19 protein-coding genes are annotated in these 17,578 nt (G+C 62.3%); 6 read left to right on the top strand and 13 right to left on the bottom strand.

Features of this window, described 5'->3' with window-relative positions; all coding sequences use genetic code 11:
• Window positions 1-11: 11 nt before the first annotated feature.
• The 6 genes from AC1DKY_RS09805 to AC1DKY_RS09780 all read left to right on the top strand — a co-directional run bounded on the left by AC1DKY_RS09805 (window position 12) and on the right by AC1DKY_RS09780 (window position 7,974).
• On the top strand, window positions 12-509 hold the full coding sequence (locus AC1DKY_RS09805) for a hypothetical protein (protein WP_441603817.1): 498 nt from the start codon (window positions 12-14) through the stop codon (window positions 507-509).
• A gap of 296 nt (window positions 510-805) precedes the next feature.
• A complete protein-coding gene (locus tag AC1DKY_RS09800; RefSeq protein WP_441603816.1) occupies window positions 806-1,909 on the top strand; it encodes a glycosyltransferase family 9 protein in 1,104 nt (367 codons plus the stop codon).
• Window positions 1,906-3,732: an ArnT family glycosyltransferase gene (locus AC1DKY_RS09795; protein WP_441603815.1), complete on the top strand. Its 1,827-nt coding sequence runs from the start codon at window positions 1,906-1,908 to the stop codon at window positions 3,730-3,732. The genes AC1DKY_RS09800 and AC1DKY_RS09795 overlap by 4 nt, the downstream gene beginning before the upstream one ends.
• Before the next feature lie 171 nt (window positions 3,733-3,903).
• On the top strand, window positions 3,904-5,436 hold the full coding sequence (locus tag AC1DKY_RS09790; RefSeq protein WP_441603814.1) for an ArnT family glycosyltransferase: 1,533 nt from the start codon (window positions 3,904-3,906) through the stop codon (window positions 5,434-5,436).
• A 373-nt stretch (window positions 5,437-5,809) separates the two neighbouring features.
• The gene (locus AC1DKY_RS09785) at window positions 5,810-7,342 is read left to right on the top strand and encodes an ArnT family glycosyltransferase (RefSeq protein ID WP_441603813.1); all 1,533 of its coding nucleotides are present in this window, start codon (window positions 5,810-5,812) and stop codon (window positions 7,340-7,342) included.
• Between the two features lie 11 nt (window positions 7,343-7,353).
• Window positions 7,354-7,974, top strand: a complete 621-nt coding sequence (locus tag AC1DKY_RS09780) for a phosphatase PAP2 family protein (protein WP_441603812.1) — start codon at window positions 7,354-7,356, stop codon at window positions 7,972-7,974.
• Window positions 7,975-8,006: 32 nt separating this feature from the next.
• Here AC1DKY_RS09780 and AC1DKY_RS09775 read toward each other — a convergent pair whose 3' ends face one another.
• The 13 genes from AC1DKY_RS09775 to fliF all read right to left on the bottom strand — a co-directional run bounded on the left by AC1DKY_RS09775 (window position 8,007) and on the right by fliF (window position 17,558).
• Entirely contained in the window at window positions 8,007-8,708 is a 702-nt protein-coding gene (locus AC1DKY_RS09775; protein WP_441603811.1) for a sigma-70 family RNA polymerase sigma factor, read from the bottom strand.
• A gap of 11 nt (window positions 8,709-8,719) precedes the next feature.
• The gene (gene fliP, locus AC1DKY_RS09770) at window positions 8,720-9,457 is read right to left on the bottom strand and encodes a flagellar type III secretion system pore protein FliP (protein ID WP_441603810.1); all 738 of its coding nucleotides are present in this window, start codon (window positions 9,455-9,457) and stop codon (window positions 8,720-8,722) included.
• On the bottom strand, window positions 9,454-9,741 hold the full coding sequence (locus AC1DKY_RS09765; protein ID WP_441603809.1) for a hypothetical protein: 288 nt from the start codon (window positions 9,739-9,741) through the stop codon (window positions 9,454-9,456). Before AC1DKY_RS09765 ends, fliP begins: the two co-directional genes overlap by 4 nt.
• Before the next feature lie 97 nt (window positions 9,742-9,838).
• Window positions 9,839-10,144: a FliM/FliN family flagellar motor switch protein gene (locus AC1DKY_RS09760; protein WP_441603808.1), complete on the bottom strand. Its 306-nt coding sequence runs from the start codon at window positions 10,142-10,144 to the stop codon at window positions 9,839-9,841.
• A gap of 12 nt (window positions 10,145-10,156) precedes the next feature.
• A complete protein-coding gene (locus tag AC1DKY_RS09755) occupies window positions 10,157-10,906 on the bottom strand; it encodes a FliM/FliN family flagellar motor C-terminal domain-containing protein (protein ID WP_441603807.1) in 750 nt (249 codons plus the stop codon).
• The gene (flgF, locus tag AC1DKY_RS09750; protein ID WP_441603806.1) at window positions 10,906-12,072 is read right to left on the bottom strand and encodes a flagellar basal-body rod protein FlgF; all 1,167 of its coding nucleotides are present in this window, start codon (window positions 12,070-12,072) and stop codon (window positions 10,906-10,908) included. Before flgF ends, AC1DKY_RS09755 begins: the two co-directional genes overlap by 1 nt.
• 10 nt (window positions 12,073-12,082) lie before the next feature.
• Window positions 12,083-12,502 (bottom strand): flagellar hook capping FlgD N-terminal domain-containing protein, encoded by a 420-nt coding sequence (locus tag AC1DKY_RS09745; RefSeq protein ID WP_441603805.1) that lies wholly within the window; start codon window positions 12,500-12,502, stop codon window positions 12,083-12,085.
• A gap of 9 nt (window positions 12,503-12,511) precedes the next feature.
• On the bottom strand, window positions 12,512-13,303 hold the full coding sequence (locus AC1DKY_RS09740) for a hypothetical protein (protein ID WP_441603804.1): 792 nt from the start codon (window positions 13,301-13,303) through the stop codon (window positions 12,512-12,514).
• Window positions 13,303-13,722 (bottom strand): hypothetical protein, encoded by a 420-nt coding sequence (locus tag AC1DKY_RS09735; protein ID WP_477179744.1) that lies wholly within the window; start codon window positions 13,720-13,722, stop codon window positions 13,303-13,305. Before AC1DKY_RS09735 ends, AC1DKY_RS09740 begins: the two co-directional genes overlap by 1 nt.
• A 26-nt stretch (window positions 13,723-13,748) precedes the next feature.
• Window positions 13,749-15,077: a FliI/YscN family ATPase gene (locus AC1DKY_RS09730; RefSeq protein ID WP_441603802.1), complete on the bottom strand. Its 1,329-nt coding sequence runs from the start codon at window positions 15,075-15,077 to the stop codon at window positions 13,749-13,751.
• Window positions 15,074-15,706, bottom strand: a complete 633-nt coding sequence (locus AC1DKY_RS09725) for a FliH/SctL family protein (RefSeq protein ID WP_441611187.1) — start codon at window positions 15,704-15,706, stop codon at window positions 15,074-15,076. Before AC1DKY_RS09725 ends, AC1DKY_RS09730 begins: the two co-directional genes overlap by 4 nt.
• Window positions 15,703-16,152, bottom strand: coding sequence for a hypothetical protein (locus tag AC1DKY_RS09720; protein ID WP_441603800.1), 450 nt, complete (start codon window positions 16,150-16,152; stop codon window positions 15,703-15,705). The genes AC1DKY_RS09725 and AC1DKY_RS09720 overlap by 4 nt, the downstream gene beginning before the upstream one ends.
• A complete protein-coding gene (fliF, locus tag AC1DKY_RS09715) occupies window positions 16,149-17,558 on the bottom strand; it encodes a flagellar basal-body MS-ring/collar protein FliF (protein WP_441603799.1) in 1,410 nt (469 codons plus the stop codon). The genes AC1DKY_RS09720 and fliF overlap by 4 nt, the downstream gene beginning before the upstream one ends.
• Window positions 17,559-17,578 lie beyond the last annotated feature (20 nt).

Below are 17,578 nucleotides of genomic sequence, written 5' to 3'. Positions count from 1 at the left end.
GCGTCGCCCCCATGCGCGGACAACTTCGGCAATGGTCCACCTGGCTGATCATCAGTGCGCTGCTGATGCGGGCGGGCTCGGCCTGGGCCGCACAGCCGCAGATTGCGATCATCACGGCACTTGATGGGCCGCAGATGACGCTGGATCAGAACACGGTGCGCAACGTGTATCTGAAGAAGATCTTTGTGGACGGCAAGGGGCAGCGGCTGACGCCGGTCAATTTCCCCAGCCGCGCGCCGATGCGCGTAGCGTTCTCGCGCGCGCTGCTGCACATGGACGACACCCAGCTGCAGGACTACTGGGATCGGCAATACTTCCAGGGTGTCAGTCCGCCTTACGTGCTCGCCTCGGCCGATGCCGTGGTCCGTTTTGTGGCGACCACGCCGGGTGCGATTGGTTACGTGGAACCCTGCCAGGCAGATGCCAGCGTGCGCGTCGTGCTCACCATCACCCTGCCGGCGCACCAGGCCGAAGATCTTCCGATCTGTCCGGAACATCCTGCGCCCTGAGTCACCCGGCCGCCGCGCCAATCATTGCAGACAAACTTTGCACTCTGCAGGATGCCGCGCGCTCGCTGGATCCTGCCCGGTGTGCTCTTTCATCGAATGATCAGCCACTTGCACCGGTGGCACGAAAATCGCACCGCAGCACTGTCCGGCTGCGAGCTACCAGATCCTTTGTCTTCTCTGTGTCAACTTCTTGCACCCTTCTTAGGGCATGATGCGGTTGGCGGTAGTTGCGCGGATCTCGGCATGAGCCCGGAGCGGAATTCGCCTCATGCCTCCTTCATGCCTACCGGTGCCGCTTGAACGAAACCAAGACACTCCATTGCAACGAGCCGCTGCCTCGCAAAGGCATCTTTCGCATCCTGGTCTGCCGCCCCAATCATCGTCTTGGCAATACCATCCTGCTCACGCCGCTGATCGCGGAGCTTGAGCGGCACTTCAAGGGCGCGGAGATCGACGTGATCTCCGAGGGAGACATCGCCGAAGAAATCTTCGCGACGTTCTTCAGCGTCCGCAACGTCTATTGCCTGCCCAGGCGCGGATTCAAGCACCCGCTGCCCTTCCTGCACCTGCTGCATCGCGTGCGCCGTACCCGCTACGACCTGATCATCGACCCTTGCCTGGGCTCGGGCTTCAGTCGCGCCGTCACCCGCCTGCTCCAGGGAACGTACAAGCTGGGCTTCAGCGACACTCCCCTGCGCGCAGGTCTCACCCACGCTGCGCCGACCAGTATCGCAATGCAGCATATGGCCAAACGCCCGGTCAACCTGCTGCGCTGGGCGCTGGGCCGCAGCCAGGGCGAGGAGCCTGGCTATCCGCCATTGGATATCCGATTGACGGATGTCGAGCGGTCCCACGGACGCCATGTGATTGGCGAACTGCTGGCCGTGTCGCGCCAGACCAGTTCGCCCCCGGTGGTCGGCGTGTTCGCCAATGCAACGGGCGCCAAGCGTTACCCGATGGAGTGGTGGCGCGAGTTCATCGACACCTTCAAGACGCTATGTCCGGCAGCGAGCATGCTCGAGCTGATCCCCATGCACGGCCATTCCATGCTGGGCGCCGAATGGCCGGGCTATTACTCCTCCGACATTCGCCGCATGGGCGCGGTCATGGCAGGCATGGACCTGATGATCACGGCCGATTGTGGCGTGATGCATCTGGCCGTGGCATCGCGCGTGGCCACGGTCGGCATGTTCTGCGTCACCGATGCCTCGGTGTATGCCCCTTACGGAAAGGGCAACTGCTCCCTGCCCACGCAAGGGCTTTCCGCACGCGAAGTCGCTTGCCGCGTAGTGGCGGCGCACCCGGATTTGCTGGGGCGTCCCGTGTTCGGGTCGTCACCGGGGGACGTGTCAGCCACGGCGGGCGAAGACCTGTTCCTCGAGCGGGCATGGGCACCATGACGGAACCACTACGCACGCCTGGCGAGCCTTCTGCAGAGCGTGCCGACGTGATGTCCCCGCATCAACCCAGGTCGGGATACGCACCCAGCGATGCTCCGGCGACGGCCTGGTCACGCGATCGACTGGAGCGCTGGCTGTTGATGTTGGGTGCTTTGCTGCTGCTCGCGGCGGGCATCGGCCTGCGCGGACCCACTCCATCGGATGAGCCCCGTTTCGCACTGGTGGCGCATCAAATGGTGGCGTCGGGAAACTGGCTGATTCCGCATCGCGGCAGCGACTGGTATTCGGACAAGCCACCGCTGTTCATGGCCATGCAAGCGCTGTCGTATACGCTCACGGGCAACTGGTGGGTGGCATTTTTGCTGCCTTCGTTGCTGAGCGCCCTGGGTACGCTGTGGCTGGTGTACGACCTGGCGCGCCGGCTATGGGGGCATCGAGCCGGCATGTTCGCCGGCCTGGCCCTGCTGTGCACGGTGCAATTCGTATTCCAGGCCAAGCGCGGACAGATCGATCCGACCGTCACGTTTTTCATCACGCTCGCCAATGTGGGTCTGCTGCGGCATCTGCTGCTGGGCCCGGACTGGCGCGCATTCTGGCTCGGCTGCTTTGCCGCGGGCCTGGGCGTCATCACCAAGGGTGTCGGCTTTCTTGCCTTGATGATGTTCTTGCCGTGGGCCTTTGCCGCGCGGCGTCGCTGGCTCTGGATGCCTGGCTTTCGTGGCCAAGTCGGGCACTGGATGGGCGGCCTGCTGGCTTTCGCCTTGGCCATCGCGCTGTGGATGGTGCCTTTGCTTTTCTATGTGCACGCAGACGACAGCGACGTCGCGCGCAGCTATCTGCACGATATCTTCTTCAACCAGACCCTCCATCGCTACGTGCATCCCTGGAACAGCTTCCAGCCGCCATGGTTCTATCTCACGGTGATCATCACCTCGTGGCTGCCGCTCAGCCTTGCCTTGCCCGCACTGGCGCCGGCTTGGATGGAACGGCTGCGGGCGCGCGATGCACGCATCCTGCTGCCGCTGGCGTGGATCGTCATGGTCATCGTGTTCTTCAGCCTGACGCGGGCCAAGCGCGACGTCTACATCATGCCGGCGCTGCCGATGCTGGCACTTTGCGCGGGCCCGTATCTGGAAGATGCGCTGCGCAAACGCTGGCTGTCGTTCGTCGCCATCGGGTTTCTGCTCCTGCTCGGCAGTGCCGCCTTGGGTATCGGCGTAGCTGCGCTTGGCTTCCATCCTGCGGCGACCGCACGTTTCATCGCTGCGCGCCAATTGGGCGAGCAAGCCTCGCTGTGGTGGAGCATGTGCATCGCCCTGGGCACATGGCTGTTGCTGCAGGCGGCGATCTTTCGCCCTCGTCGCGCCGGTGTTGCCATGCTCGCCGGCATGGCCGGCGTATGGGCGATCTGGGGTCTCGGCATGGCACCCATGCTGGCGCGCGCCAGCTCCCCGGCGACATTGGCCAATCGCGTCGAGCAGACCATTGGTCCACAAGCCGAGCTCGCCCTGGTCGCCTGGAAAGAAGAACTGCCGCTTGCCTTTGCGCGACCGCTCACCGATTTCGGCTTTGTCGTGCCCTGGCATCAGCAGCTGGCGTCGGCAATACGCTGGCAGGCCCAGGCGCCGGAACGGCGCTGGGTGCTGGTGCTGGCGGACGTGATGGGGCCATGCATCCTCCGCTCGGCAACCGTGGATGCAGGCATCACCAGCGGGCGCGACTGGCGACTGTTTCGCAGCGACGCGGTGGCTGCTGCGTGCCGGCAAGGACAGGTGCCCACGGGCGCCGTCGAGGACTGGGGCGGCATCGACAGTCACCGTTGATGCACCTGCCTCCCGTCCTTGTGCCACCACGCTCCCGAGTCGCCCGTGAATTTTCCAGACACCCACGCACCTCGCACCACGTTGCATGTTCGCCTGGCGTCCTGCCTGCCCTGGGCATGGCTACCGTTGTGGATCGTGGCGGCGCTTATCGCGATTTTTCAGCACGGCCCCATGCCCATGCATTCCACCCGCACCTTGTCGGTGGCGTGGGAGATGTGGACGCACCACAGCGTGCTCGTTCCTTACCTCAACGGCCTGCCCTATAGCGACAAGCCGCCTTTGCTGCTGTGGCTGATCCAGTTGGGCTGGGTGATCGGCGGCGTCGGTGATGTGTGGCCGCGTCTGCTCGAAGTGGCGCTCGGCGCACTGCAGCTGGTGCTGGCGTGGCGGCTGGCGCGCCGACTGTTTCCACGGACTGCGCTGGTTGCACACGGCACGGCATGGATCGTGCTCGCGCTTACCTATGGCTTCCTGTTTGGCCTGCAGGTGATGTACGAGGTCCTGTTGGCCGACTGCGTACTGGCGGCCCTGCTTTGCCTTGCACCCTCGGTGCATGGCGAACCTCCGCGTCTGGGCAGGTTTGCCCTGGCGCTCAGCCTCGGCTTGTTGACCAAGGGACCGGTCATGCTGCTGCATGTCGGGCTGCCCTGGCTGCTGGCTCCCTTGTGGAGCGAATACGCACGGCGGGATGCGCGGCGGTGGTATGTACGAGGAGGCGCCGCCTGCCTGGCGGCGTGCGGGGTGCTGCTGACGTGGGCCTTATTGGCTGCGTGGAGTGGCGGCGAGGTCTATCGACACACGCTGCTGGTACATCAGACTGCCGGTCGCGTTGTCGACGCCTTTGCTCATGCGCAACCGTTCTGGTGGTACCTGCCCTTGCTGCCGGTGCTGCTGTTTCCGTTCGCGCTATGGCCGCGCATCTGGTTGGCGCTGGCTAGCTGGCGTCGCCCGCTTGAGCCCGGCCTGCGGTTTTTGCTTGCGTGGCTCGGCTCTGTTTTTCTGGCGTTCTCGTTGATCAGCGGCAAGCAGGCGTACTACCTGCTGCCTGAGTTTGCCGGATTTGCCGTGCTGGTCGCGGCATCGCTGGCCCGCCTGTCCTTGCGCGAGGCGCGGCCTGGCCGCTGGTGGTCGCCATGGCCGTTGGCGCTGCTATTGGCGATGGCTGGCGCCATCTTGATCACCATGGACGGGCTGGTTGCCCATGGGCACCTCGTTGATCCGATGTTTGCAACGCTGGCCACGCATAGTCGCCCGTTCGGCGTGCTGTATCTGCTGCTGGCGTTGGTGCTTGCCGTGCCGCGACGAGGAGAACTGTACCGTGTGGCCGGCGTAGGCCTGCTCGCCGTGGTGACGGCCAACGGGCTTTTCAGCATGACGCTATGGCCCGCTTACGACTTCGCCCCCGTGGCCCGCCTGCTTGCTACTGCCCAGCAGCAGGGGCGAGCCGTTGCCAACTTCGAATCGAACGACGGGCAGTACACCTTCCTCGGACGTCTGACCCAGCCGGTCGCATCGGTGCATAGCCTCCACGCACTAGGCGAGTGGGCGCACCAACACCCCGAAGGCCTGGTGATCATCTATCCCAGGCGCCTGAGCGACGCTGATCGCGCACACGCCATCTATATCCAACCGTTCCGCGGCATATCGCTGGCCGTATGGCCCGCAGACGCCCTCGCGCAGGCGCTTCCTCAAGAAAACCTGTGACGCGATGCGCGCGATCCAGCGCGCGCTCCTACCCTTTTTGCAAACGAAAATTGCAGGGTGCAGGTTTTGCATGCTGCTGGCGGTGCGCTATCAGCGTCCAAATGGACGCTCGCTCAGCCACTTAGTGGCGTGGCATGAAATTGGCAAATGGATAAGCAGACATTCGCCAACGCAGAGCTTCATCCATGCCCGCAACGGCCGGTACGTTTCTCGATCGGTTTCCCATCACGCCATGTCTTAGCCAGTCACCTTCCTCTGCCAGCGAGTGCCTGAGCCAACAAGGCGGCAACGCATGGAACGTTGCCTGCCAACGTCCACCAAATTTCGTTTGCACAAGGGAGGCGACCAGGGCATCGCTGACCGGTCGTCACGCATGAACAGCAGCCTGAGTGTGTCGGTTGAATCTACGCGAGCGGCCGCGCGCATCCACACCAGTGCTCTGGCGTGGGTGTTGCTGCTTGGCCTGTTGCTTGGTTTTGGCTTCCAGGGCTCTCGTGGCTTGTGGAGCCCCGACGAGGGGCGCTACGTGGGCGTTGCATTGCAGATGATGGACTCGGGCAACTATCTCGCCCCCGCCTATAGTCCTGCTTCGCTCAATTTCTCCAAGCCGCCGCTGACGTATTGGGCAATTGCCGCGTCGCTTCGGCTATTGGGCCGCAATGCGTGGGCGGCGCGCCTGCCTTACGCCCTCGCCTACCTGACGACGCTGGTCTTGCTGTTCGCCATGGGCAAGCGCACCAGCCCGGGCAAACCCTGGCTTCCATCGCTGGTCTATGCGACCAGCCTGTTCACGTTTTTCAGTTCCAACATCATCAGCACGGATGTGCTGCTGACGCTGACTGAGGGCCTGGCGGTGCTCGGCTTCATCCTGCACCGATGGCCTGAGAGCGACGACGAACGACGTTACGGATTGGTCGTGATGTGGCTCGGTTTTGGTCTGGCCTTCTTGACCAAGGGACCTCCGGGCCTGCTCCCCCTGCTTTCGGTCATCGCCTTCGCCGCGATCTGCGGCGGTGGACGTGCCGTCGTTCGACTGTTTCATCCGGCCGGCCTGGTGATCTTTGTACTGGTTGGCTTCACCTGGTATGCCGTGGTCATTCTTCGTTATCCCGGCCTGCTCCACTATTTTCTTCATCAGGAAGTGTACGGCCGCATCTTCACCGCCATGCACAAACGCCATGCGGGAGCCTTTGGATGGGCTGTGGCATTTCTTCCCGTGCTCGTGCTCGGAACCATCCCCTGGTGGCGCGGCCTTGCGCTGTCGATCCGCGACATGGTCAAGCCCGCCCAGTGGATCCGTTGGCGCAGGGAGCAATCGATTGAGCTGTTTCTTGTGCTCTGGTTTGCGCTGCCCTTCGTCATCTTCTGTCTCGCGCAGTCGCGCCTGCCGCTCTATCTGCTGCCGCTGTTTCTCCCTCTTGCCCTGCTCACGGCATCGCGCATGGAGCGCACCTTCGATTTAGGCAGCCAGCGGACCATCGCCTTGCTGGCCACATGGATCGTGCTTCTGCTCGCGACCAAGGCCATCGCGGCCTACGGCTACAGAACGAACGTCGACAACCGCCAGGCAGCAAAACAGATTGCGGCAACGATGGGCGCAGCCGATTACCGTGCGCTGCTTTTTCTGGAAGAGGCCACGGACACCTATGCCGTGGAAGAACAAACCCTCTGGGGCCTCAGGTTTTATCTCAACCGGCCGGTCTACGGCATCTGGTGGCGCAGCCCCGACGTGGGCACTCAGCTCTGCGCCGCTGCCAAGGCACAGGGAACGTCCTTGCTGCTGGTCGATCGCGACATCCCTGCCGCCAATGCGCAGGCGCTGTTGAACAGCTGCGGCGCCTCCGTCGTGTCCGCCGGCGCGTGGCGAAACAACCTGCTGTTTCTCGTACACGGTGTTCCGAAGTGACCGGAGGGCGTATGTCCATTCGACAACTCGCAGCCTTGGTCCTCGTGCTTGCCTGCAACCCCAGCTGGGCGGGCAGCGGCATCCTGGGTCTTGATCACCCTGTGACCTATGACAACAGCGGCATCTGGAAGCGCAGCAATCAGCAAATCCTGTTCTATGGAACCATCGCCACCGTGGGTGCGGGAGCGCTCTGGTTTGGCGATGACAACAAACTCGGCGACACCTTCTGGCGATCGGTCGATTCCGTGGCGATCACCGCTGTCAGCACGCAAGCGCTCAAGTGGACCTTCCAGCGCGAGCGCCCGTCGGAAACCAATAACCCAAACAAGTGGTTCCAGGGCCTGCACGCCGAGAGCTTTCCCAGTGGCGAGGTGGCAACCATATCTGCCGCCGTTACGCCATTCATCGTCAACTATGGCAGCGACCATCCCGCGGTCTACCTGCTTGCCCTCCTGCCCGCGTACGACGCGGTGGCTCGCGTAAAAACGCATGGGCACTGGCAGAGCGACGTGCTGATAGGCGCGGCCATCGGAACGGGCATCGGGATATGGGCCACGCATCGCGATTCGCCCTGGATTCTTTCGCTGCTACCCGGGGGATTTCAGGTTGGCTATGTCCATCACTTCGATTGAAAGCGCAAACCCATGCGCTAACCTTAATCAAATCATGCTGACTCGGTCCAAAGATCGCGGAGCAGCACTCGGAGGCGTCCCAGCGCCTGCTTGTGCAACTGGGAGATGCGACCTTTCGTTACATTCAATTTCTCAGCTATCTGGGTGAACGGAATGTGGTGGTAGTAGTGCATGACAACGATGGAACGCTCTCGTTCCGGTAGCAACTTGACGAACTCAGAGACCAGCGCCTCCCGTTCTCGCTCTTCAACTGCCGTGTACGCGTCCGACTGAGATCTAGGCGACGGCAGCGACTGGGCATCCAGCAGAAAGCCAAGGCCCATCCCTACCGTCGCGGCTACAAAAGCTTCGAGTGGGTCATCGGATGAATCCTCCTGCATCGAGGCGACGCGTTCGCGAAGCGTGTTGCGGGCTTCATCCTTGACGTCAACGCGTCCGGGACGATGCAGTAGCTGTCGTAGCCCGTTGAAAACGGAACCGCGTATACGGAACTTGGCGTACGGCTCAAAATCGACGCCACGGGCAGGGTCGAAGCGGTCGATCGATTCAAGCAACCCGATGAACGCATTTTGGGCGCAGTCTTCCCAGATGCTTGAAATGCCATAGATTCGGCAATACACGGAGCGCGCTACTTGCCGCGCCCAGTCCGAGTGGCGCACAACCAGCTCGCTCCTGGCGTCAACGTCTTGATGGACCTTCCAGCGGTCCCATAGCTGACGTTCGTGCGCATCCAAGCCGCGGCCCCTCAGTGATAGCTGCTAAGGAGCGCCTGGGCCAAAAGTGCCCAGCCGTTGACCAAGAGAAAAAGCAGCAGCTTGAGTGGGAGGCTGATGGTTGTCGGCGGCAGCATGATCATGCCAAGCGCCATGAGGATGGCGGCGACCACCAGGTCAATCAGAAGGAACGGCAGAAAGATTACGAAGCCAATCTGAAAGGCGGTGCGAAGTTCGCTCAGCATAAATGCGGGAATGAGCTGCAGCGCGCCAACCTCATCGATCGACTTGGGCATCGGCAGCTTCGACATCTGCACGACGGCGCGCAAATCTTCCTCGCGAGTTTGGCGCACCATGAAATGCTTGAACGGTTCGAACCCTTTGGCAATCGCCACGTCCGCTGGGATTTCGTGCCGACTGTAAGGGTCGATGGCGGATTGCTTCGCCGCCTCGAACACGGGGTTCATCGAGAACAGTGTCAGGAAAATAGCAAGCGTCAACAGCACGCTGTTTGGTGGTGTTTGTTGCAGGCCGAGCGCGCTCCGCAGCAGCGATAACACCACGATGATCCGGGTAAAGCTGGTCAGCGCAATGACCATCAGCGGCAGGAACGCCAGCGCAGACAGCATGACGAAGGACCGGAGAACCGGCGAATAGTCGTCATTGGCCAGGCGACTGATGAGCCCCGCCATCGGCTCGCTGTGAGCTACGCCACTGGCGAGCACGCACGCCAGCGCGCCACTGATCATGTACCAGGAGCGGCACTTCACAGACCGTCCCCCCGCCCTTCAAGAGTATTCGACATCATGTGGATCTGAGCTGTCGCACCGCGAACGGACTCTACGACCAGAAACTCCTGGTCTCCCCTGGCAAGGACATGGACCGAGGTGAAAGTGCTGACTCGCCTGGATGCGCGTAACGACAATTCGGACCGATCACCTTGAGAGACTGATGATCGGAGCATCACGCCATCGAGCCAGCCCTTCTTGCGCGCGACGTACAGCGCCGCTATCAATGCCACAAGCAGCAGCGTCACGGTGAGCATGGCGAGCACGAACCTGTCCGTGGAGACGGCTGATTCAGTGCGAAAAGGGAGCCCGGAGGGCGCGGCCTGCACGAGCGCCAACGCAATGCTTCCGCCTTGAAGCATGTCAGAGGATCTCCGAGATCTTGACGCCAAACTGATCGCCAACGGGTACCAGATGTCCCTTCGCGATCACTTTTCCATCCAGGCGAATCGAGACTGGCTCATCCAGGCCGGAGTCCAGCGTCAAAAGATCACCCTTGCCCATGGAAAAGAGCCGATCGACCGATACGTTGGCTTGGCCAACCACCACCTCGAGCTTGACGTTGACATGGCCCAGTAAGGCGATATTGCGTTTGATGAGGGGCGCGACTTCCTGAGTCTCGCTTTTGCCTGCAATGGAATTGGCGGCGGTAGCGACTTCTTCATTCATAAGTTTTCGTGCTCAGAGGGAATGGGTAAGCGTGACGGTGCGGGAAGAATCCCTCTCGCCAAGTGTCGCGAAGGCGATGGCCTGGCCATCGACGACGCGTATCTCGACTGGCGCAGATAACAAGGCGTCGCCGACCAGTACTTCACCGACGCCTAGATTGTCCAAGTGCGACAGCGATGCCGTGCCCAGAGGGATGCACACCTCCAGGTCGACAACCAGGCCGTTCATGGCCTGGGCGCGCGAAGCCAATGCGGCTTTCTCTGGACTCTTCGCAGGCGCCAGCAGATCCGCAACCGCCCGGTCTATAGCGAGGAGGAACGTGAACCTGCCCAGAGACACCGTCGCCAAGTACGCGCCAAGCTCAAGCTGATGGCAGGCATCATTTGGGCTATCGCCTTCGGACATGCCGCCAAGCGGCACGTGTGCGCGACGAGCCAAGCGCTGGGCCAAGTCCGCCAGAGCTCGGTTGCCGATGCGCGCAGCGAGCGCGGATGAGTTGTCACCGGCATGACCAGACAGATGGCTTCCAAGCGCAGCTTCGCCGCTCAGTGAGACCAACTGGAGCGTCCCCGTACCCAGGCGCCATGTAGCAAGCGACTCTTGGCTGGGTGCCCACGCATCAAGTGGGAACACGTCGATCGCCGCCGAGGAATGCTCCAGCCACCAGTCGCGCGACCACTCGGAGATTTCGCGAACCAGCAGCGCATGAAATTCGATGCGCCGGGATTCGCCGAGCCAACCAAAACGCGGAACGTCGATCATCACCCGCCCCGCGTCGAATCGTAGAGCTGCTGGAGCATGTCGCTCGATACCGTCATCACCCGGGAGCTGGCCTGATAGCCCCGCTGGATCACGATCATGTCGGCGAGCTCCTGGGTGAGGTCAACGTTGGACATTTCCAGGCTTCCGCCATCGATCTTGCCGAACACCGTCGAACTCGGCCGGCCGACCTGGGCAATCTGGGTCTGCGGTTGCAGATAGAGATTTCCCTGGATCATCTGCAGGTTCGACTCATCCTGGAATGTCGCCAGTGCGAGTTGCGGACCGGCCTTGGTCTCGCCATCGGAATAGGCGAGCTGCAAGGTGCCGGTGGTATCAAAGCTCTCCGAGGAGAGGCCAACGACGCCGTGCCCGTCCTTGACCTGGGCGGCGAGTGTGGACGTGGTTCCCGCGAACGTCGTCGTACCGGATAAGCCGCCGGCCGTTCCAAAATTAAACGTCAATGCCTGGGCGGTGGGACCCCAGTTTGCGCTGGCCGATACCGTGGTGTACCCGGGCTGCAGCGTGCCGTCCGTGCTGAAGCGTATTTCACCGCTCCCCAGCGATGTACCGCTGGCATCGGTGACACTGACCTTCCAGCTACCCGCCGTCACCGATGTATTGCTCGTGAGCGCCACGGTCAGGACGTGGGCGTTGCCTTGCGCGTCGTACACAGTGACATTGTTTACAGTGTCCGAAGGGCTGGTCGGGTCGATGTTGCCCGCCATAGAAATACTGGTGGTCGGCTGTGCTGGGAGCTTCTCCAGCGAAGAGATATCGATGGCCCCATAGGTGCCATCCGTCGCATAGCCTTGAACAACATACTTGTTGACGGAGTCGACCAGCTGCCCCTGCTCGTTGAATTCAAACTGGCCCGATCGCGTGTAATAGGTGGCGCCCTGCGCATCCTTGAGGATGAAAAAGCCCTTCCCATCGATCGCGACGTCCGTGCTCGTGCTGGTCTGCTCGATCTGGCCTTCGCTCAGGTTAAAGCCGGTGCCGGCGACCTTCGATCCATCGTCGTCGAGCACGTTCTCCATGAACGAGTCGCTGCCGCGAAAGCCCGGCGTATTCATGTTGCTTACGTTGTTGCTGATGGTATTCAACGTCTGCGAGAAACTGAAAAGACCCGACACGCTGTTGTATAGCGCTTGCATGATGCTGGGCATGACTCAAGCCTCAGGGAGTGACGAGCTGGATCTGGGACAAGCCGACATTCGTGACGCCATTGCTCGTGCCAGTGGAAATGGTCATCTGCACACCATTGCTGGTGTACTGGATGCCGGTGACCTTGCCGGTAGTGGTTGATCCATCCGCATTGGCCACTTGCACGGTATGGGACAGCAGGCCAAGCGACTGATCGGACGAGTCGAGCGTGAGCAGGTTATTGATGCCGCTCACCTCCTCGCTCTGTTGCTCGATGCTCACGAATTGCGCCAGCTGGGTGAGAAACTGGCTGTTATCGAGCGGCTGCATGGGATCCTGAAATTGCAGCTCGCTGACAAAGAGCTTGATGAAGTCCTGCTCGTTGATTCCTGAGTTGGAGAGCGTGGACGCATCACTGGTACTCAATGCATTACCGATGGCTTGGACGGTCATTTGATTTCCTTAGTCAACGTCCACGGATGACCACACTTCGTGGCCATTCCAAATGATGCTATGCAGAGCCAGGCCCTGCCCCTTCAACTGTCGAGCCAGGCTGGTTGCCAGCTGGCGCGCCTCGTCCGTGGAAACGCTGTAATCGCGCAACCAGGCTGTGTGCTTTCCATCAGGCCGCGCGATCAATCGCAACGCGCGCTGCTGCCACGTGATTTCGCGCCACGCCGCGGCGCCGGACAATGGCGGCGCCATAGCGTCGACTTCAGTCGATGCGGCTGCGGCAATCTCCGGTAGCGCGACATTCGTAATGCCCATCGCGCCAAAGGCCGATCCAGAGGCATCCCTGAGCGCGCTCGCCGTCACCGAGCTTTCCTGCAATGGCGACCGAGCCGGAAGTTCGTCCATTTGTATCGCGCTCACTTGCGCGTGCGACGCCGACGTCTCGTTCTCCGCGGAGGCGAGCCGGTATTCGGACAAATAGCCAGACGCCTGCAGGTGCAGGCCAAAAACGCGGGCGGAAAGGACCTGCTCAACGCTTGCCACGGTAGACAGGGCCCCCGTATCAGTGACCGCAAGCGGACCCAGCACAATGCCGTTCTCATCTTGCGACGCCGCAAACGCATCACTCGCAGATTGCTCGCTCGTCTGACTGATCCGTTCTTGAGACAGGTCCTCGCGAGGGGACTTCGACGCCTCGCGCGGCATGTCCTTGTTCAACTGGTCGGAAAAATCACTGGAGCTGGTTTGCGACAGACGGCCAGGCGCGCGCGCCTGCATGCCAAGGATCGGGGACAAATCCATCACGACTCCTTCCGATGAAGCATCCATAGATCTAACGATTCCGCCAGAAGCCGACCTTCAGTACCAAGCGTCACTGCCCGGCGGCGCAGTTCCAGGTCTTCCTGTACGCCATCGGCGAAACGCTGCGTCGAGGCGGCGGCGAGACCGCGCGCCCTCTGTTCGTCCTTTGCTTCGCTCCATGCATCGATAGCGGCTTCACGGCGCGTTTCCAGCGAAGCGTGCAAATCGCTCAACATCGAGTACTCACCAAGGCGCAGGCTGCCATCGTCACGGATGCAACGAGCCCGCGCGTTCGAAGCGGTCGCGCAAAGCGATGTCGCCTGATCGACCTCGTTCGACGCAGCCTGTTCGGCACGGCTTGCCGCCGTAAGCGCCAACGCTGCCTGTGATGCCTTGACGCGGGCGATGCGATGCAGCACCTCATAGGAACGAACCGAGTGTTTGCTCACGCGGGCTCCTCCGAAACCAATTCACGGAGCAAGCGCATGCTTGAATCGTGAGTGCTGCGTTCACCGGGCGACTGGCGGATGAAGTCGACGATGCGCGGCTGACAGCGCAGCGCCTGGTCCAGCCCGGGGTTCGTGCCCGCCTGATACGCGCCCATCTCCACCAGATCCCGCGACGATTCGTAGATCGCCACCATGGCCCGTGTCTGCCGCATCAGGTCAAGATCATCTGGCTGGCAAATCTTTGACTGGAGCCGACTGATGCTTGAAAGCACATCGATCGCCGGCAATTGACCGCGCGCAGCCAGATCGCGCGACAACACAATATGGCCATCCAGAATCGCGCGCATGTGATCGGCGACGGGTTCGTTCATGTCGTCGCCTTCGACCAGCACGCTATACACTGCTGTGATAGTGCCAGCCCCTTTCAGGCTGCCTCCCCGCTCGAGTATCTGTGGAAGCAGGTTGAATACCGATGGTGGGTAGCCACGCGATGTGGGCGGCTCACCCGTGGCCAGGCCGACTTCGCGCTGCGCCATCGCAAAGCGTGTGATGGAGTCGATGACCAACAGGACATCCAGCCCAAGTTCCCGGAAGTGCTCGGCGACGGCGTGCGCCGCGTGCACGGCGTGTGTGCGCGTGAGGGCCGGCTGATCGGCGGTGGCCACGATCAGCACGGAGCGCTCGCGACCCTCCTTGCTCAGTGCATCGTGCAGAAAGTCGGCCACCTCGCGGCCGCGCTCGCCGATCAGGCCAACCACGATCACGTCGGCGCGGACGTGTCCCGCAAGCATGCCTAGCAAGGTGCTTTTGCCAACACCGCTGCCCGCGAATATGCCTACGCGCTGACCCTTGGCCAGCGGGACCAAAGCGTCAATGGCCTTGATGCCGGTTTCCAGTCCTTCGCTCAAGGGCGCGCGGGCCATCGGGTTGATCGCTACGCCATGAATATCTCGTTCGAGTTCGGCACGGACCGGTCCTTTACCATCGAGCGGCGCACCGAAGGCGTCGAGCACTCGCCCGATCATGTCCTTGCCGACGGGGATGCGGGCGCGACGTCCCAAGGCCTCCACGGTGGCGCCAATCGGCATGCCCCGCAGATGTCCAAACGGCATCAACAGGACCCGGCCATCGCGAAACCCCACCACCTCGGCGAGCACCGGCGCTTGCGTTCCCTGGCCGGAAAGCTGGCAAAGCTCACCGACGACCGCATCAGGACCTTGCGCTTCGACAACCAGCCCATTGAATGCGACAAGACAACCCAGGCGCCTGACCCATGGCATGGCGCCCAGCGCGGCCTTGAACGTCGTCGCCGCGGCCGCGTTCACGGTGTCGCCCTCGCGAGCCCGTCGAGCATCGCGCGATGAACGGCGTCCAAACGATCCTTGATGGATGTCTCCAAGCGTCCGCGTGCCGTCATCAGCGCGCATGAACCCGGCACCATGGCTGCACCAGCTTCGATTGGAACACCGTTGACCTGATCAGGAAGGTGCGCGAGGTCAGCCGCGGCAACCTGAAGACACAAGGCGTCAGCGCGGTACTCGTTGATGAGCTGAGCCACCACACGCCCCAATCTTTCGCCTTCGCTCATGCCTTCTCCAAGCACCGCGCTCAGTGCAAGCAGCGCTATCTCGAATGCGTCCTTTTCCATGTCGGCTACGCGGGCACGTTCGGCGTCGGCCAGGCCTGCGGCAAGCTCGCTCCATCGACTGCGCTCCACCAGGAGCGATGCCTCTGCTAGCTCATGACGGTCCCGTAGCTCGGCCTCTAGTTTTGCGAAACGTGCTTCCGCTTCACGCAAACCGTCTGCCTCCCCCGCCTCGAATCCCTCGCGGTAGCCGTCGCCAAACCTTGCCGCGTCCGCGCCGTCCACAACGACGGCCTCGTGCGACAACGTCATGGATTGCAATCGCGCAGCTTCGGACACGGCTGCGGCGTCGGACAGTCGCCGGATCATGCGGCAGTCGCCTCCGACTCATGGGCCATCACGGCCAGCTCATCGGCCATGCAACGAGCCAGCGCTGGTGGAAATGCCGCGGGGAGAGCGCCAAGTTCACTGCGAATACCCATGGCGCGTTGCCGAAAGCAGGCGGCCAGATAGATTTCTGCATGATCGGGCGCCGTGGCCGCAATCATGCGTGCAGCCCACGACTCATCAAGCGTGTTGAGCGTACTGATCAGCAGGTTCGGCGCAGGCACTTCTGCCGGCTTTCCTGCTTCGTTGTCCGCCAGCAGCTCGACGACCAGCTCGGGCGCCGCCTTTACCAACGGCTCCGCCTCCGCGATGAGCGCATCCAATGCAGACATTCGGGACGCGGGCAGCTGGGCGAGCAACCAACGCCGGTCTTTGGGATGCAGCGTCGCCAGGTAAACAGCGGCCTTGCGCATGCCAGGCGTGCTCACGACTTCACCTCCGCAGAGGAAACCCATTGCCGCAGGCGTTGCAGGGCTTCCTCGCGTTCGGGCGCGGTCAGTCGGCGTTGGCGAGGATGCGCACCAAAGGCCATCCACAGCGAAGCGACCAGCATCACGCCAGCGCTGAGCGCGAGATACGCCCACAAAGGCAAATGACCGCCCGAACTCGTGGCGTCAGCTTGGCTGCGATCCTCCACGACATTGCCTGCCGCGCTCTCAACAACGGCCACCGAGCTGCGCGGCTTCTCGACGGTGGCGATGGCCGGCGGCGCGATCGAGGCAATATCAACCTTGTCCCCACGCGCCAGGTCCAGCCCAAGGCCGGCGGAAACGACGTCCGACAGCTTCAACAACTCGGTCTGCGGCATGGCATCCGGCACCACGATGCCCACAGAGATGCGCTCGATGCGCCCGGGCGCCTGCTCGATCTCCTCCTGCTCGCGACCGTGGGCGTATTCCACTTCGCGGTCGCTGGTGGACGAACCGGTCTTGGCATGATCCGGGTCCGAATCGTCCGCGGTTCTTCCGGTCGAGCCGGTCTTCTCTCTCACCAGCAGTCCATTGCCATCCTTGCCTTGCGCAATCAGGCGCTCACGAACCTGCTTCACATGGTCGTAGTTGACACGAACATCCACTGACACAGTGAAGTCGTCATTGGCCAGCACGCGATGCAACAACGTGCCGACCTTCTGCCGCAACTGCAGCTCCAGCCGCGCCTGCTCGTCCATGCGATCGCCCACCGCGGCCACACCGTCAGCGCCATGGGCCGAAAGCACGGAGCCGTTACCGTCCAGCACTACAACGGCATCCGACGACAACCCCTCCACGGCGGAAGCCAGCAGGCGCTGGATGCCCACCACCTGCCGTGCCTCGAGGTGCTTGCCCGGCTTGATCGCAATCGTCACCGATGCCTTGGAGGCGTCGCCATCGTGCGCAAACATGTCCTCGCGGCGTATGGTCAGGTGCACCCTGGACGAAGCGACTTCGTCCATCGCGTCGATGGTGCGCTCCAGCTCGCCCTGCAGCGCGCGCTGAAAATTCACCCGTTGCGCAAACTCGGTAACCCCATAGTCCGAGTCCTTGAAGAGCTCGAAGCCCACGCTGCCGCCCTTGGGCACGCCTTGCGACACCAGCTTCATGCGGGTGTCGTAGACCGCCGTCTCCGGCACAAGGATCGAATGACCGCCATCGGCAATGTGATAGGGCACCTGCATCTGCCCGAGCGCGGTGGTGATCTCCGCCGCATCCGTTTCCTTGAGGTCCCGAAACAGCACGCCGTAGTCGGGATGGGCTGCCCACCAAGCGACAGCACCACCAAGGCCGACGATGACAAGCACGCCCAGTGCAAAGCCAAGACGTGCCCGGCGTGAAAGATTGGAAAAAAACTGCTGCATACCTGCTCCGGGGATAGGAC

The organism is Dyella sp. 01N448, from assembly GCF_056399225.1.
Note: the sequence above shows the minus strand (reverse complement) of the source record. Positions and strands in the feature narration are given on the sequence as shown.

Coding starts and splice junctions, on each gene's coding strand:
- AC1DKY_RS09805 (WP_441603817.1), top strand. CDS start 12: ATGCGCGGACAACTTCGGCAATGGTCCACCTGGCTGATCATCAGTGCG.
- AC1DKY_RS09795 (WP_441603815.1), top strand. CDS start 1,906: ATGACGGAACCACTACGCACGCCTGGCGAGCCTTCTGCAGAGCGTGCC.
- AC1DKY_RS09790 (WP_441603814.1), top strand. CDS start 3,904: ATGCCCATGCATTCCACCCGCACCTTGTCGGTGGCGTGGGAGATGTGG.
- AC1DKY_RS09785 (WP_441603813.1), top strand. CDS start 5,810: ATGAACAGCAGCCTGAGTGTGTCGGTTGAATCTACGCGAGCGGCCGCG.
- AC1DKY_RS09780 (WP_441603812.1), top strand. CDS start 7,354: ATGTCCATTCGACAACTCGCAGCCTTGGTCCTCGTGCTTGCCTGCAAC.
- AC1DKY_RS09760 (WP_441603808.1), bottom strand. CDS start 10,144: ATGAATGAAGAAGTCGCTACCGCCGCCAATTCCATTGCAGGCAAAAGC.
- AC1DKY_RS09755 (WP_441603807.1), bottom strand. CDS start 10,906: ATGATCGACGTTCCGCGTTTTGGTTGGCTCGGCGAATCCCGGCGCATC.
- flgF (WP_441603806.1), bottom strand. CDS start 12,072: ATGCCCAGCATCATGCAAGCGCTATACAACAGCGTGTCGGGTCTTTTC.
- AC1DKY_RS09745 (WP_441603805.1), bottom strand. CDS start 12,502: ATGACCGTCCAAGCCATCGGTAATGCATTGAGTACCAGTGATGCGTCC.
- AC1DKY_RS09740 (WP_441603804.1), bottom strand. CDS start 13,303: ATGGATTTGTCCCCGATCCTTGGCATGCAGGCGCGCGCGCCTGGCCGT.
- AC1DKY_RS09725 (WP_441611187.1), bottom strand. CDS start 15,706: ATGATCCGGCGACTGTCCGACGCCGCAGCCGTGTCCGAAGCTGCGCGA.
- fliF (WP_441603799.1), bottom strand. CDS start 17,558: ATGCAGCAGTTTTTTTCCAATCTTTCACGCCGGGCACGTCTTGGCTTT.